The sequence below is a fragment of the Sphingomonas radiodurans genome (genome assembly GCF_020866845.1).
GTDB lineage: Bacteria > Pseudomonadota > Alphaproteobacteria > Sphingomonadales > Sphingomonadaceae > Sphingomonas > Sphingomonas radiodurans.
This window is the reverse complement of sequence record NZ_CP086594.1, coordinates 3570469-3585225: the sequence shown is the minus strand read 5'-3', so window position 1 is coordinate 3585225 and position 14757 is coordinate 3570469. Positions and strand designations below refer to the sequence as shown.

Genomic DNA, 14757 nt, shown 5'->3' with positions numbered 1-14757 from the left:
CCGGCGATGCGGCAGGCGTTATCAAACCACGCGACGTATCAGGCGCGGCCATCGTGGCGCGACCGGATAGTATCGTCCGTGGTCGCGCTGACGATCGTCGCCCTGATTATTCTGGCGCTGATTCGGATGGGTGGAATCTCGCTGGAACTACCGGGGGACGGCCGCGCGCTATCCACGTTCGACGTAGCGCCGCCAGGCCCAAAGGCAGCGCCGGCGCAACGGCGGATTGAACGCACCAAGGTGGCACGTCGGCCGCAGCCGCCCCGTGCCGCCCCGCCACCGCCTCCCCTCCCCCCGCCGCCAATCGAGTTGCCGGGCGTGATGAAGCTGTCGCGCGAGGATTTCGCGGCGTCGAATATCGGTCGCTTCCCCAAAGCGGCGGCTGAGCCGGGCGCCGCGACCGAGCTTGCTGGCGGTGAGGCTGGCGGCGGGGAGGCTGGCGGTGGCGGCGGGGGGCCAAACGGCGAGCGGCTGTTCAACGCCGAGTGGGTGCGCGAACCGACCCGCGCGGAACTGGTCACCTATTTGCCCGCAAGACGCGAATCCGGCTGGGGGATGGTCGCCTGTCGTACGATTGAGCGTAACCGCGTCGAGGATTGCCGTGAGATTGGGGAGAGCCCGGGTTCGGGTATCGCGCGCGGTCTACGGCAGGCGTCTTGGCAGTTCCTGGTCCGTCCGCCGCGGGTGAATGGCAAGCCGATGATCGGTGCGTGGGTGCGGATCAAATTTGATCTGACGGTGGGGGTTTCGCGCTAAACGAAAACCGGTCGTTTCGCAGGCGGAGCTTTCCTCGACTCGTGTGTTGTGGTTGGCGTCACGTAACGATCGTTCCGGGAGATTTCGACATGCGCATTGCTCAAGCTTTCCTCGCTTCTGCCCTTCTCACTGGCGCGGTCGTCGCGCAGCAGGCGCCGATGAGCGCGCCGGGATCAAAGAACCCGGCGGCGATCACCGGCGGCAGCTACACCGTCGATGCCGGGCATACGCTGGTCGAGTGGACCGTCGATCACCTTGGCTTCACACCATATTTCGGGCTGTTTGGTAACGTCACCGGCACGCTGATGCTCGATCCGAAGAACCCGACTGCCGCAAAGGTGGATGTGACCATTCCGGTCGCCGAAGTGACCACCGCCAGCGCCGGACTGACCAAGCACCTGCTCAAGCCCGCCGAGGCCGGCAAATCCGCCGATTTCTTCGGCGCGGCTCCTGCTCCGGCCCGCTTCGTTTCGACGCGCGTGGCGCCGAACGGCCAGAGTGCGAAGATCGAGGGTAACCTGACGCTCAACGGCGTCACCAAGCCAGTGACGCTTGATGCAGCCTTCTATGGCGCCGGCAAGATGCCAGCGCAGATGGGCGGCAAGGAGAATGTCGGCTTCACCGCGACGACCTCGATCCGTCGCAGCGAGTTTAACATCGCCTATGGCATTCCGATGATCTCGGACGAGGTGAAGCTGAAGATCACCGTCGCGTTCCAGAAGTAACTGGCGGCTGCGTTACGCGGCACGTCGAGCGGCGATCAGCCCCTCGAACGTGCCGCGGACCGTCGGCGAGGCGGTGGCGAGAAAGCCGTCCATCTTCACATCGAACGCGTCCGCCGAGTCGCTCGCGCTGCGCCGTGCCATCTCCCACGCGCCGAACTCACGTTCAGCAACGGTGCGATCGTGAAGTACCGCTATCCCGCGGTGTCTCGGATCGGAGAGGAGGCGGTCGAGCACGCGCTGCACGGCCGCGTCGTTGCCTTCCAATACTTGCAAGAAACGGTGACCATCGGTCCAGAGTAGACCGGTGACCCCATCGCGGCGATTGTTGCGTTGTGACACCGCGAGGATGCCAGCAACGTCGATCGCAGCACCCGGCGATGCCGTGCTGATGTATAAAATCTGGCGCACGGCGCCCCCCTCTTTGTAGTCACCCAGAAATGATGCCCTGGCTTAGGCGCCAACCCCTTACAAAAGCGTCAAATATCACCGGTTCTGGACAAAGATGTAAAACTGCTTCACCGACGGTGACAGATGATCCTGGTACCGGGCTTCCTCCTTCGACTTACGCGCCCTTAGGCGCGACCATCGACGCGCGCCCGCCGGGCCGCGCGCGACACCGCCTAAGGGCCAAGCCTCCGAAATTTCCTTCCTCGAAGTGAAGCGAGCCGAGCCATGCTGCGCGATCCATCGACCAAATATCGCCCTTTTCCCACCATCGCCATTCCCGACCGAACGTGGCCATCCCAGACGATCACCCGCGCGCCGCGCTGGCTCTCAACCGATCTGCGTGACGGCAATCAGGCGCTGATCGATCCAATGGACGCCGAAAAGAAGAACCGCTTCTTCGACCTGCTCGTCAGGATCGGCCTGAAGGAAATCGAGGTCGGCTTTCCTGCCGCGGGCGCGACGGAATTCGACTTCATCTCCGGTCTGATCCGTGATGATCGTATTCCGAACGATGTTTCGATTCAGGTACTCACCCAGTCGCGTCGCGATTTGATCGAGACGAGTTTCCGCACCCTAGAAGGGACACGCACGGCGATCGTCCACCTCTACAATGCCGTCAGCCCGGCGTGGCGGCGGATCGTATTCGGGATGAGCCGCGAGGAGGTGAAGGCGATCGCGATCGACGGCGCCAAGGTGCTGCGCGACGAAGCCGCCAAGCGGCCCGGCACGCGCTGGCAGTTTGAGTATAGCCCCGAGACCTTCTCCACGGCCGAATTAGATTTCAGCCTGGAGGTGTGCGCCGCGGTGATGGACGTGCTGCGACCGACCCCCGCGGATCCGATCATCCTCAACCTGCCCGCCACGGTCGAGTGCGCGACGCCGAACGTCTATGCGGACCAGATCGAATATTTCGGGCGCAACATCCCGAACCGCGAAGCGGTAGTGATCAGCCTGCACACCCACAACGACCGCGGGACCGGTGTCGCTGCGGCGGAGCTCGGGCTGATGGCAGGAGCGGATCGCGTCGAAGGCTGCCTGCTCGGCAATGGCGAGCGGACCGGCAATTGCGATCTCGTGACCGTCGCGCTGAACATGTACACGCAGGGCGTAGATCCGCGGCTCGACCTGTCGGACATCGACGCCATTGTGAAGACGGTGGAATATGCCACCAACATCCCGATCCACCCGCGCACGCCCTATGCAGGCGATCTCGTCTTCACGGCGTTCTCGGGCAGCCATCAGGACGCGATCAAGAAAGGCTTCACCGCACAGGCCGAACGCAACGACGATCTTTGGGAGGTTCCATACCTGCCGATCGATCCGGCCGATCTCGGACGCAGCTACGAGGCGGTGATTCGCGTCAACTCGCAGTCGGGCAAGGGCGGTGTCGCTTGGGTGATCGAACAGGACAAAGGACTCAAGCTGCCCAAGCGACTGCAGGCCGACTTCAGCCGCCACGTCCAGGCGCTGGCGGACGAGACGAGCCGCGAGCTCAATGCAGCTGACATTTGGGGCGCTTTCGAGCGGGCGTATCTGCCTGTGGCAAGCGACCGCTTCGTGCTGCGTGACTATGACGAGACCGGCAGCGTCGGCGATCGGCTGTTCGTCGGCCGCGTGGCGATCGATGGCGAGGAGCGCTCGCTGTCCGGGCGCGGCAATGGCCTGATCTCGGGCGTGATCGCCGCGCTGGCAGATTCGACCGGACCGACCCTGGACGTCGTCGATTATGCCGAACATGCCATTGGGCATGGCGCCGGGGCGCAGGCGGCGGCGTATCTCGAATGCCGGACGGCCGACGGGCGGACGGTGTGGGGCGTCGGGATCGACACTGACATTGCGACTGCGAGCGTGCGGGCAGTGTTGAGCGCGGCGAACCGCGCTTAGCGACACGGGGGTTGCGGCGGCGGCCAGCGTCGATCACATATTGCGTACCCTCTGGAGGTCGCAGCCATGTTGACGATGTTGCTGATGCTACAGGCCGCCACCGGCGACGTTATCGTCACGGGCAAGCGCCTTACCGAGGCACAGGCGGCGTGTGTCGCCGGCGGCTGCACACCGTTGCGCGACGCCCAGGCGACCATCGCGCTGGCCGAAGTGCAGTTCCGCGACGGGGCTTATCTTGATGCCAAGCGACTTCTCGCAGCGGCAATCTCTCGCAACAAGGATAGTGCGGCGACCGCGCCCCGAGCTGTAGCCGCACTTTACGAGGCGTATGCGACCGTCGCGCTGCATGACGGCGACCGACGCGCCTACAGCGGCGCGATCGCCCGGCAGGTCCGGACGCTTCGGGACAATCTGCCTGCAGACGATCGGTCGGTGATGGTTGCGACGACGGCGACCGGCGACATGTGGCTAAAGTTGGGTGACTATCGTCAGGCGGAGGCGACCTATCGCTCGATCGAGAACGACGCACTGCGCGACGGGCGCGCGGTGCCGGCTATGCTCGCCGGGATGAAGCGCGTCTGGCTGGCGTCGGCGCAGGATCGGAAAGCCGCCGCGTTGCGCAAGCTCGATGAACTGGAGGCGAGGCCGCTCGGCAAAGAACCAGGGTTCCGGACCGCGCTGAGTGTGTTGCGACTACGAATTTCGGCGAAGGCAGCTGACGAGGACGAGGTGACGGCGCTTGTCGGCGCAGTGTCGCAGAGCCAGCAGGGGGATCCGCTGCTAATCTGGGCGCCGCCGTATGAACTGGACGCAGCGGCGAGCGTGACGGCTGCGAATTCTCTCGCGCGCCGCTTCGGCGAGCAGGAGATGATAACGCGGCGCTCCACCGATTTTGATTCGATCCAGTGGGCAGACGTTGGCTTCTGGATCAAGCCGGACGGCCGGACGGCGGAGGTGGAGGTACTGCGCGGGTCGCCCAACGTTCCATGGGCTGGCTCGGTCGTCGAGCAGATCGCCGGCCGGCGCTATGCGACCAACGACCAAACGGTCGGACAGGATCCGCAGGATGGGGTGTACAAGGTCGAACGCTTCACGCGCCGCTCGGATTATATCACGCCGATCGGCAGCCTCATTCGTCGGCGCGTCGCGATCGGTGGATACGAGGTCGCCGATCTCACCAAGCCCGGTTCGGCGGCTGCGGTGCGCGACTGACGTCGCTACCGCGTTCTTACGATCTCGCAGCCGACTCGAGCGTCGGGGTAGACGTCCAGCTTCATCGAGCGCACCCGGACTTGCCGCACACGGTGATCGGCGAAGCATAGCGACGCGATCGCCTCGACCAGCGTCTCCTGCAGCGCGAACACGTGTGTACGCGCCAAGGCATGGATGCCGTCGCGGACGAAATCGTAATCAAGAACTTCCTCGATCGTGTCGGCGCTCGGCGGACAAGCGTAGGACACCAGCATTTCGACGTTGATCCGGATCCGTTGCGGTTCGGCCTCGTGCGGGTAGATGCCGAGGCGCATCGGTAGCTCGAGCCGATCGAGGATAACGGTATATTCAGCCACGCCGGCGCCCTTCAAACATCACGTCGCCGTCGCGCTTTAAGAAGCGCTGGCCGCTATCGACGTGGATCGTCTGCCCGGTAACGCTGGCGGCGTCGAGCAGATAGACGACGGCTGCTGCCACCTGATCGGCACCGACCGGACGGCGCAGCAGGTTCTCGCGCGCGACGCGGTCGTACTCGGCGGCGCTCTGGTCGCCGCTCGGCAGGGTCAGGCCGGGCGCAACGGCGTTCACGCGGATGCGCGGTGCGAACGCCATCGCCATCATCTCGGTGGCACCTGCAAGGGCATATTTGGTGAGGCTGTAGGAGAAGAAGTCGGGGTTCGGATTCTGCAGCTTCTGGTCGAGCAAGTTGACGATCGCGCCGTGGTTTAGCCCTGACTGTGAGGCGAGGGCAGCGCCGAGCAACGCCGGGGCGGTGCAGTTGATGGCGTATAGCTGCGCCGCCAATGCCGCGTCGATCGTCTCGGGACGGTCCTCTTCGAAACGTGAAGCGCTGTTCACGAGCGCACCAATCGGGCCGCCGGCGGCAGCCACCGCGCGGGCGAAGAGCGCGTCGATTGCGGCGACATCAGCTAGGTCGCCTGAAATGGTGACGCCGCCGATCTCAGCGGCGAGCGCCTCAGCCTCGTCGCGCGAACAGCCGTAGTGAATTACCACGCGCCAACCCGCAGAGGCGCAAGCGCGGACAATCGCAGCGCCGATTCTCTTCGCTCCCCCGGTCACTAGGACAGTGCGATTCACGTCCTGCCTTTCAGGCCCATCAGCGCAAGCACTTCCTTGCGGCTGCGCTCGTCGTCGCGGAACACGCCCATCATCCGGCTGGTCACCATCGCGACGCCGGGCGTGCGCACGCCGCGCGCCGACATGCAGGCATGGCTCGCCTCGATCACGACCGCGACGCCGTGCGGCTTGAGCCCGCTCCAGATGCAGTCGGCAACCTCTGCCGTCAGCCGTTCCTGAACCTGCAGGCGCCTGGCATAGGCATGGAGCACGCGAGCCAGCTTCGAGATGCCGACGACATGGTTGCGCGGCAGATAGGCGATATGCGCACGGCCAATGATCGGCGCCATGTGGTGTTCGCAATGCGACTGAAACGGGATGTCCTTCAGCAGCACAATCTCGTCATAACCGCCGACCTCCTCGAAGATTCGCGACAGATGATGCGCGGGATCGTCGCCGTAGCCGGCGCAATATTCTCGCCATGCGCGCGCGACGCGACGCGGCGTATCAAGCAGCCCCTCGCGCGTCGGATCATCGCCTGCCCAGCGGATGAGTGTTCGTATCGCATCTGCAACATGCTCGGGAACGACGAGCTTGCCGTCTTCCCCCATTACATCGCCGTCTTGTGGCGATCGACTAACGTTCATTTGGTTCAGCATCCTTTTGCGCTGCAATGCAATCTCGCGCTGCAGCGAAACATAGGTTCATATCCGCTACTGTTTCATTTCGGACACATGCCTTCTGCACCCCGCACGATCATTGCGCAAATTCAATTGACGGCTGAAATTTTCACGCGCTACGGTCCATACCGCACCATTGAACGACCGCAGACCGGAACCAAACCGGCGCGGATCCAGGGGAGGATGCCGATGCGCAAGATAGACTTGTTTGCCGCGACCGCGATGGCGTTGATCGCAGCGTTTCCAGCCAGTGCTCTGGCCCAGGCGGCGCCCGAGGCACAGAATACCGGAACAACGAATTCTCCGGATAGCGGCTTCAACACCGACATCGTCGTGACTGCGCAGCGCCAATCGCAGACGCTTCAGGAAGTGCCGATCGCGGTGAGCGCATTCTCGGCCGCAGCGCTCGAAGCACAGCAGATCGACAATGCGTCGGACCTGCAGCTGACGCTGCCGAACGTGACCTTCTCGAAGGGCAATTTCACCGGATCGAGCTTCACGATCCGCGGCATCGGCGATCTGTGCGTCGGCATCTCGTGCGATCAGGCAACCGCGATCCACATCAACGGCTCGCCTCTGCTCGCCACGCGCATCTTCGAGACCGAGTATTTCGATCTCGAGCGTGTCGAGGTGCTCCGCGGCCCGCAGGGCACGCTGTTCGGCCGCAGCGCGACGTCGGGCGTGGTCAACTTCCTGACTGCCAAGCCGCGCACCGACAAGTTCGCTGCTTCAGGCGAGGTCGAATACGGCAATTACGATTCGGTCCGCGCAAAGGGCATGATCAACCTGCCGATCGGCGAAACGCTCGCCGTCCGCGTGGCTGGGTTTTACCTCAACCGCGACGGCTACACCAAGAATCTGTACGACAACACACAGATCGACGGTCGCGACATGTATTCGGTTCGCGGCTCGATCCGCTGGGAGCCATCGGTCGATACGACGATCGATGTGATGGGGTCGTACTTCAAGGAAGACGACGATCGGCTTCGCATCCAGAAGCAGCTTTGCCAGACCGATCCGACCGGCGTGCTTGGATGCCTGAATAACCGGCGCGACGCCGGGCGGACGAACACCAACTCGACCTTCACGGGTACGCTTGGTAGTCGTGAGTTCCTTTCGATCGCGTTCGGCCCGGCGCTCGGACAAACCCTGGGTCTCGGCAGCATTTACGGGCCGGACGGCTATACCGGTAATCCGGTTCTCGAAGATCCCCGTGAAGTGTTCACCGCATTCACTCCGACGTACAAGACGGACGAACTGACGATCCAAGGCCGGATCGAGCATAATTTCGGACCGGTCAAAGCGCAGCTGACTGGTCTGTACCACGAGACGTCAGTCGATTCGTCGCAGGACTATAACCTTGGGGTTTCCAATCGCTCACTGATCCAGCCGACGCTCAATACACTGGCAGCCATCGCCGGCGGCGCGGTTCCCGGCATCCCGGCGTCGTATTTCCAGCCTATCGCGGCAGCGATCATTCCGAATGGTCCTGCCGGCGATCTGTGCACCTCGCTCCCCGAGCCGTCCGGCCTGGGGTCGTTCGGTGGGTTCAGCCGCTGCAGCGCGGTGCCAGGTGCGTTCGATCGCTCGTTCCAACAGACCAAGGATTGGTCGGTGGAAGGCATCATCTCAACGGACTTCGACGGGATGTTCAACTTCCTGCTCGGTGGCATCTATGTCGATGGACGGGTCAGGAACGGCGATTATTACGTCAACGCGTTCGCCATCGACTATGTAACGGGTGTTCTTGGCACCGTCGGAGCGCTGGGTGGTGGGCGAGCACCTGAATTTTCCGCTACGCCGTATTTCCGCAGCAACACCGATCTCTTTCGGCTGAAATCCTACGGCATCTTCGGCGAAGCCTATTTCGACTTCAACGATCGACTGAACCTTACGCTCGGCCTGCGGTACAACAACGACAACAAATATGCTCGTTCGCGGTCAACCCTGGCGAGCTTCGGCGTGCCTTACACGCAGACCGGTAGCGCCTTCGATGCTCCGCGCGCAGCGCTTTACGATGCCGACCCGGTTACGGCAGGCGTTCAGGAGTATGCGGTCCGACAGCAGACCTTTGATGAGTTTACCGGTCGCGCGGTGGTCAATTTCAAGATCACCGACGACAATCTGCTCTACGCGTCGTATTCGCGAGGCTATAAGTCGGGCGGGTTCAACCCACCGGTGCAGGTGCCAAACTTAACGATCCCGGATGCTTTCGTTCCGGAAATCATCAACGCTTTTGAAATTGGTTCGAAGAACACTTTCGATAATGGTAAGTTTACACTTAACCTCACCGGATTTTACTATAAGTACAAGGGCTTGCAGCTGAGCCGAATTGTTGCGCGCTCGTCGATCAACGACAACATTGATGCGGACATCTACGGCGTTGAGGCAGAGTCTATTATTCGTCCGGATCGCGATTGGGCAATCAACATCGGCGCGAGCTACCTCAAAACAAAGGTCACAACCGAAGATCCGTTCATCAACCAGCGGGATGTCTCTGGGGGTGATCCCAACACCGTCATCATCAAGGATCTTCAGGCAGCGTTCAACTGTGTGGTTCGCGCGAACACCGCCGCCGTGGCGCAGACGTTCGTGACAATCGTCAATACCGGGCTTGGTTTGCGCGGACCGCAAGCGTTTCCGTCCGACGCCAATCTAGGCGCGGCGACCGGGGCGTTCAGCCTGTGCGACGTGCTCACCGCGCAGACTGCCAATCCGCAGGTCCGCGGCTTGCTCCCGGCTGGCTCGACGGTCAGCGTCAGCGAAGGTGTGGGCGTAAGCATAAAGGGCAATTCTCTGCCCCAGGCACCCGTGTTCAAGTTCTCGGCCGGCGTTCAGAAGACGTTCGAGTTTGCTAACGGCATGAGCTTCGTACCGCGCTTTGATCTCACCTATACCGGAGAGAGCTTCGGCAACATCTTCAACGGCCGTATCAACCGCATCGAGGGTTATGAGCAGGCCAACGCACAGGTCCAGCTGAACGGGATGGACCAGCGCTGGTTCGTTCGCGGGTTCGTGCAGAACATCTTCGACAACAGCGCAACGACCGGTCTGTACCTGACCGATCAGTCGTCGGGTCTGTTCACCAACATCTTCACGCTTGAACCGCGCCGCTATGGCATCGCGGCCGGGTTCAAATTCTGATGATGCGGCTCCGCCCTGTAACGGCAGGGTGGAGTCAACCGGGTAACTCATGGGGCGGTTCCGGAAACGGAGCCGCCCTTTTTTGGTGCCCGAACTTCGCTACTTCAGCCGCTCTGCCGCCCACGCGACGTGGTCGCGCATGAAGGTGGAGATGAAATGATAGCTATGATCGTAGCCCGGCTGGATCCGCAGGGTGAGATCGATTCCGGCGTTCGCGCATGCCGCCTGCAGCAACTCGGGCTTGAGCTGATCGGCCAGGAAAGAGTCCGCACCGCCCTGATCGACGAGGATGTCGGCGACGCGCGCGCCATCGTCGATCAGCGCGCAGGCGTCATATGTCCGCCACGTCGCGCGATCCGCGCCGAGATATCCGCCCAGCGCCTTCTCGCCCCAAGGACAGTCCAGTGGAGACACGATCGGCGCGAACGCGGACACGCTGCAAAACCGGCTGGGATTACGCAGCGCGATCGTCAAGGCGCCGTGCCCGCCCATCGAATGACCGGTAATCGACTGGCGCGTCAGGTCCGCAACTGGAAACTCCGTCGCGATCAGCGCGGGCAGCTCGTCTTCGATGTAGCTGCGCATGCGGAAGTTCGTCGACCAGGGCTCTTCTGTCGCATCGACGTAGAAGCCCGCGCCTTGGCCGAAGTCCCAGGCGTCGTCATCGGGCACACCCTCCCCGCGCGGGCTAGTATCGGGCGCGACGAAGATGATGCCGTGATCGGCACACGCCCGACGATACTCGCCCTTATCGGTCACGTTGGCATGGGTGCAGGTGAGACCCGAGAGATACCACAACACCGGCAACCGGGCGCCTTTGTCATGCGGCGGGACGTAGACCGAAAAGGTCATGTCGGTTCCAATCGTCGATGCCTCGTGCCGGTAAACCCCCTGCACGCCGCCGAACGCCTTGCTCTCGCTGACCGTGTCCATCGTCGCTCCTTATGGTCGCCATTGTGCCTGTCGCCCGGCCGGCTGGTGAGATCTAAAGCGTTCGTCGTGCGTTGGCGAGGCGGCGAACCCTGCCAATGTGCTGCAAAAGCGTGACAAGCGACGCGAGGCAGCGCACAACAACGATCGCGCTTCCGCAAGGCGTGATTCCGCGAGATGCCGAATGACCGGCGCAACAGGAAGGAATGCAATGGCTACCAAGACCAAGACCGGCGAAGCGACCAAAACCAAGACCGCCGGTGCCGCCAAGGCGAAGACCGCGACAACTGGGGACGCGACCAAGCCGAAGACCGGCGGCATCCACGCCCCGGTTCAGCCTTCGCCCGAGCTGGGCGCCGTCGTCGGCAACGACCGGCTGCCGCGCAGCGAGGTGATCAGCAAGGTGTGGGCATATATCAAGTCGAAGGATCTGCAGAATCCGGAGAACAAGCGCGAGATCCTGGCAGACGATAACCTGAAGAAGGTGTTCGGCAAGGATAAGGTCACAATGTTCGAGATGAACAAGTACATCTCGGCACACGTGAAGGCATAAAGGCCGCCGGGCGCCGCGATCTAGCGGCGCCCGCCCTGCTTGCGCCGACGACACCGTGGCGATTGACCACGCTGCTTGCGCGCTTTAGCCAGTCGCATGTGCCCCCGTAGCTCAGCAGGATAGAGCGACGGTTTCCTAAACCGCAGGTCGTGCGTTCGAATCGCGCCGGGGGCACCAGCTTGCGCGTCCGCCGTTTTCGGGTCCGACTAGTTAGCTTGTTCGGGCGGCACCACCGGTAACGGCAGCGGTATGATGGCAACCCCCTCGTCCACGAGCGCCTTGGCTTCGGCTACCGTAGCTTGGCCATGGATCGTCTCATGCGTTTTATCGCCGACGTGCATTGCGCGCGCATGCTCCGCAAAACTCCCGCCGACCCAACGTGAGCCTTCCAGCACCTTGCGCTGCGCGGCTGCGATGGCGTTTAACGCCGCCTTCACTTCGGCTGGCGGCCCAAGTGTGCGGGAATTTCCCTTGGTCCCGATATTAGGCGACATGACAGCCTTCTCTACCGCCGTATCGCTGCACATCGGACAAGACACCAGCGACCGACCGCGCTGTTCCTCATAAGCGCCTGACGAGGCGAACCATGCCTCGAACACGTGACCGCAGCCGCATCTGAGATCGAAAACGATCACGGCGCGATCGATACGGCCGGAATGGCGCGGCGATGCTGGATCACCGGAATGCGCGCGCGCACTTCCGCCACACGGGTGCTGTCGATCTCGACGACGCTTAGCCCGGGTGCCGCGGCCATGTCGCACACCACCTCGCCCCAAGGATCGATCGCGAGCGAATGGCCATATGTCGCGCGGCCATCCGCGTGCTCGCCGGTCTGCGCCGCGGCGATCACGAAGGCGGCCGACTCGATCGCTCGTGCACGCAACAGAACGTGCCAATGCGCCGAGCCGGTGGGCCGGGTGAACGCCGCAGGGACTGACAGGATCGTAGCGCCGGCATCACTCAGCACGCGAAACAGGTCCGGGAACCGCAGATCATAACAGATCGTGAGGCCGAGCCGGCCAAGCGGCGTATCGAGCACGACTGAGGCAGACCCCGCGGCATAAGCGCCGGACTCCCGCCAGCTCTCTCCGGTTGGCAGATCGACATCGAACAAATGAATCTTGTCGTACCTTGCGCGGACGGCACCGCTGGCATCGATCACGAAGCCGCGATTGGCATAGCGGCCGTCGTCGCGCCGTACCGCAAGGCTACCGAGATGGACCCAGATTCCTGCATTCGCGGCTGCGTCACGAACGGCTGCCAGAACGCGGTCGTCATCCTCTGCCACGATCGATCCGGCCGCACGCGTGCGATCGCGGTCGAGCAGACCGGACATTTCGGGCGTGAACAACATGGCGGCGCCGGAGTCTGCTGCTGCTCGGACCGCATCGGTGATCGTTGCTGCATTTGCCTGCGGATCGATCCCGCTGGTCATCTGCAGGATCGCGGCCTTCACGGCGCGAGCAACGCGTCGAGCTTGCCTGCTCGGTCCAATGTGGCGAGATCGTCGGATCCGCCGATGTGACGACCGTCGATAAAGACTTGCGGCACCGTGGTTCTGCCGTTGGCGCGGTCCAGCATTTCGGCACGCTTGGCGCCACCAAGCGTGATGTCGTGCTCGGTCGGAGTGATGCCCTTGCTCGACAGAAGTTGCATCGCGCGGGTGCAATAAGGGCACCACGCCTTGGTATAAATTTCTACCTGCGCCATTCCCCCGAGGTGTAGGTGCTCGCAGCGATTGTCAATCCGGGTGCGGCCCGTCCAACACGCGCGCCCAGCATAGGATCGACACGCGAGCGGCGCCCGCCCTTAGCATCGCGGCGGTGCAGGCATCCGCCGTGGCGCCGCTGGTATGGACATCGTCAATCAGCACGATCCGCTTGCCGACGATCCGTGCGCGATCGGTAACAACGAACGCCCCGCGCACCGCCTTGCGCCGGCCTGCTGCGCCGAGCCCGCGGAGCACTGGGGTGGCGCGACGTCTAACCAATGCCGACGGATCGCTGACGATGCCGCTCATCCGGCTCAAGGAGCCAGCGATCAGACCCGCCTGATTGAACCCGCGCGACCACAATCGCCAGCGATGTAGCGGCACCGGTACGATCAGATCGGCATCTGCGGGCAGATGCCGCGCCATCAGTCGCGCGGCAGTCGATGCAAACGCCGCTCGACCGCCGTATTTGAGCCGTAGCGCGACAGTGCGGGCAACCGGGCCATAGGCAACAGCCGCGTCCACGCCAGCATGGCGCGGCGGATCGGCGAGGCAATCACCGCACCGTGTATCCTCCCCTCGATCATAGGCGAACGGCATGTGGCAAGCAGCACACCACGGCGGGCCTAGGAAATGCAGCGACGCCCAGCATGCCGGGCAGAAACGGTGATCCGCGATCGTCACCATCCCGCAGCCGGGGCAGCGCGGCGGCAAGGCGAACGAGATGACCGGCTCGATCGAGAACAAGCGCATCAAACGCGCTTGTCGCCCCGACCACGTGCGCGCACAAGCTGCGGCGATGACCGCGCCCGAGATTTTCGACCGCAGCTTACGACGTCGCCGGCGCGACCGAGCCGCGCCAGACTATGCCGCGCATGATTTCGTGCGCGCGGCGATGCTCGACGGGATTGCCGAGCGGCTCAGCACCATACGTCGCGACTTCGTCGACGTGCTCGATCTCGGGTGCTTCGGGGGCGACTTTGTGCCGCCGCCGGGCGCACGCGTGGCGCGGGTGGATGCGGGGTTCGGCTTTGCGCGGGCCGCTGGCGGCGTGCAGGGCGACGAGGATCGGCTACCATTTGCCGATGGATCATTTGATCTCGTCGTTTCGGCTGGCGTGCTTGACCAGGTGAACGATGTACCGGGGGCGCTGGCGCTCGCGCGGCGTGTGTTGCGGTCCGATGGATTGCTCCTTGGGGCGCTGCTGGGGGCGGGCTCGCTGGTCGCACTGCGCGGCGCGCTGCGTGAGGCGGAGCGCGAGCGGCCAGTGGCACGGCTGCATCCGCAGATCGATGTGCGATCCGCGGGCGACCTACTGATGCGCGCCGGCTTTGCGCTGCCAGTGGCGGATGTCGAGACGCTGCGGGTGCGGTATGGCGGGCTCGGGCGGCTGCTGGCGGATTTGCGGGGGATGGCGGCGACGAATTTGCTGGTCGAGCGAGCGCCGTTACCGCGCGAGGCGCTGGCGCGTGCAGCGACTGAGTTCGGTACTGCGGCAGACGCGGATGGACGCACGACCGAACGGTTCGAGATTATCTTCCTGACGGGCTGGGCCCCTTCCCCTGATCAGCCGCAACCCGCGCGACGTGGGAGCGCAACGGCGTCACTGACGGCTGCGTTGAAGAGCGGCTAGTCTCG

The 14757-nt window shown here is 63.5% G+C and carries 16 protein-coding genes and 1 tRNA gene; 8 read left to right on the top strand and 9 right to left on the bottom strand.

Annotated elements, in window-relative coordinates; genetic code table 11:
- The first annotated feature begins 6 nt into the window (after positions 1-6).
- Entirely contained in the window at positions 7-756 is a 750-nt protein-coding gene (locus LLW23_RS17575; protein ID WP_270049244.1) for a hypothetical protein, read from the top strand.
- Between the two features lie 89 nt (positions 757-845).
- Positions 846-1481, top strand: a complete 636-nt coding sequence (locus LLW23_RS17025; protein WP_228946685.1) for a YceI family protein — start codon at positions 846-848, stop codon at positions 1479-1481.
- A 12-nt stretch (positions 1482-1493) separates the two neighbouring features.
- On the opposite strand, the gene LLW23_RS17020 is transcribed toward LLW23_RS17025, so the two are convergent.
- Positions 1494-1889 (bottom strand): BLUF domain-containing protein, encoded by a 396-nt coding sequence (locus LLW23_RS17020; RefSeq protein ID WP_228946684.1) that lies wholly within the window; start codon positions 1887-1889, stop codon positions 1494-1496.
- 264 nt (positions 1890-2153) lie between these two features.
- Between LLW23_RS17020 and leuA the strand changes: the two genes are divergently transcribed.
- Together leuA and LLW23_RS17010 are read left to right on the top strand one after the other, a co-directional pair.
- Positions 2154-3812 (top strand): 2-isopropylmalate synthase, encoded by a 1659-nt coding sequence (gene leuA, locus LLW23_RS17015; RefSeq protein ID WP_228946683.1) that lies wholly within the window; start codon positions 2154-2156, stop codon positions 3810-3812.
- Positions 3813-3878: 66 nt separating this feature from the next.
- Positions 3879-5024 carry a tetratricopeptide repeat protein gene (locus tag LLW23_RS17010; RefSeq protein WP_228946682.1) on the top strand — a complete coding sequence of 382 codons (1146 nt, stop codon included), beginning with the start codon at positions 3879-3881 and terminating at the stop codon, positions 5022-5024.
- A 5-nt stretch (positions 5025-5029) separates the two neighbouring features.
- On the opposite strand, the gene LLW23_RS17005 is transcribed toward LLW23_RS17010, so the two are convergent.
- From LLW23_RS17005 to folE, 3 genes are read right to left on the bottom strand one after another with little or no spacing between them, the layout of a single operon-like run.
- A complete protein-coding gene (locus tag LLW23_RS17005) occupies positions 5030-5380 on the bottom strand; it encodes a dihydroneopterin aldolase (protein WP_228946681.1) in 351 nt (116 codons plus the stop codon).
- Positions 5373-6122, bottom strand: a complete 750-nt coding sequence (locus tag LLW23_RS17000; RefSeq protein ID WP_228946680.1) for an SDR family oxidoreductase — start codon at positions 6120-6122, stop codon at positions 5373-5375. Before LLW23_RS17000 ends, LLW23_RS17005 begins: the two co-directional genes overlap by 8 nt.
- Entirely contained in the window at positions 6119-6748 is a 630-nt protein-coding gene (folE, locus tag LLW23_RS16995; RefSeq protein ID WP_228946679.1) for a GTP cyclohydrolase I FolE, read from the bottom strand. Before folE ends, LLW23_RS17000 begins: the two co-directional genes overlap by 4 nt.
- Positions 6749-7003: 255 nt before the next feature.
- Between folE and LLW23_RS16990 the strand changes: the two genes are divergently transcribed.
- Positions 7004-9925 carry a TonB-dependent receptor gene (locus LLW23_RS16990; RefSeq protein WP_408642052.1) on the top strand — a complete coding sequence of 974 codons (2922 nt, stop codon included), beginning with the start codon at positions 7004-7006 and terminating at the stop codon, positions 9923-9925.
- 99 nt (positions 9926-10024) lie between these two features.
- Here the strand turns inward: LLW23_RS16990 and fghA are convergent, their stop codons facing one another.
- Entirely contained in the window at positions 10025-10858 is an 834-nt protein-coding gene (gene fghA / locus LLW23_RS16985; RefSeq protein WP_228946677.1) for an S-formylglutathione hydrolase, read from the bottom strand.
- Positions 10859-11066: 208 nt separating this feature from the next.
- Here fghA and LLW23_RS16980 point away from each other — a divergent pair, with 208 nt between their 5' ends.
- Both LLW23_RS16980 and LLW23_RS16975 read left to right on the top strand, forming a co-directional pair.
- On the top strand, positions 11067-11408 hold the full coding sequence (locus tag LLW23_RS16980; protein ID WP_245398139.1) for an SWIB/MDM2 domain-containing protein: 342 nt from the start codon (positions 11067-11069) through the stop codon (positions 11406-11408).
- Positions 11409-11508: 100 nt separating this feature from the next.
- Positions 11509-11585: transfer RNA gene (locus LLW23_RS16975), tRNA-Arg, on the top strand.
- 29 nt (positions 11586-11614) lie between these two features.
- On the opposite strand, the gene LLW23_RS16970 is transcribed toward LLW23_RS16975, so the two are convergent.
- The 4 genes from LLW23_RS16970 to LLW23_RS16955 are packed head-to-tail and all read right to left on the bottom strand — an operon-like array spanning position 11615 to position 13872.
- Positions 11615-12043 (bottom strand): DUF1178 family protein, encoded by a 429-nt coding sequence (locus LLW23_RS16970; RefSeq protein WP_228946676.1) that lies wholly within the window; start codon positions 12041-12043, stop codon positions 11615-11617.
- Positions 12040-12864, bottom strand: coding sequence for a carbon-nitrogen hydrolase family protein (locus LLW23_RS16965; protein ID WP_228946675.1), 825 nt, complete (start codon positions 12862-12864; stop codon positions 12040-12042). The genes LLW23_RS16970 and LLW23_RS16965 overlap by 4 nt, the downstream gene beginning before the upstream one ends.
- Positions 12861-13118 (bottom strand): glutaredoxin 3, encoded by a 258-nt coding sequence (gene grxC, locus LLW23_RS16960; protein WP_228946674.1) that lies wholly within the window; start codon positions 13116-13118, stop codon positions 12861-12863. The genes LLW23_RS16965 and grxC overlap by 4 nt, the downstream gene beginning before the upstream one ends.
- 31 nt (positions 13119-13149) lie before the next feature.
- Positions 13150-13872, bottom strand: a complete 723-nt coding sequence (locus LLW23_RS16955) for a ComF family protein (protein WP_228946673.1) — start codon at positions 13870-13872, stop codon at positions 13150-13152.
- Positions 13873-13918: 46 nt separating this feature from the next.
- Here LLW23_RS16955 and LLW23_RS16950 point away from each other — a divergent pair, with 46 nt between their 5' ends.
- Entirely contained in the window at positions 13919-14752 is an 834-nt protein-coding gene (locus LLW23_RS16950) for a class I SAM-dependent methyltransferase (RefSeq protein WP_228948623.1), read from the top strand.
- The last annotated feature ends 5 nt before the right edge of the window (positions 14753-14757 follow it).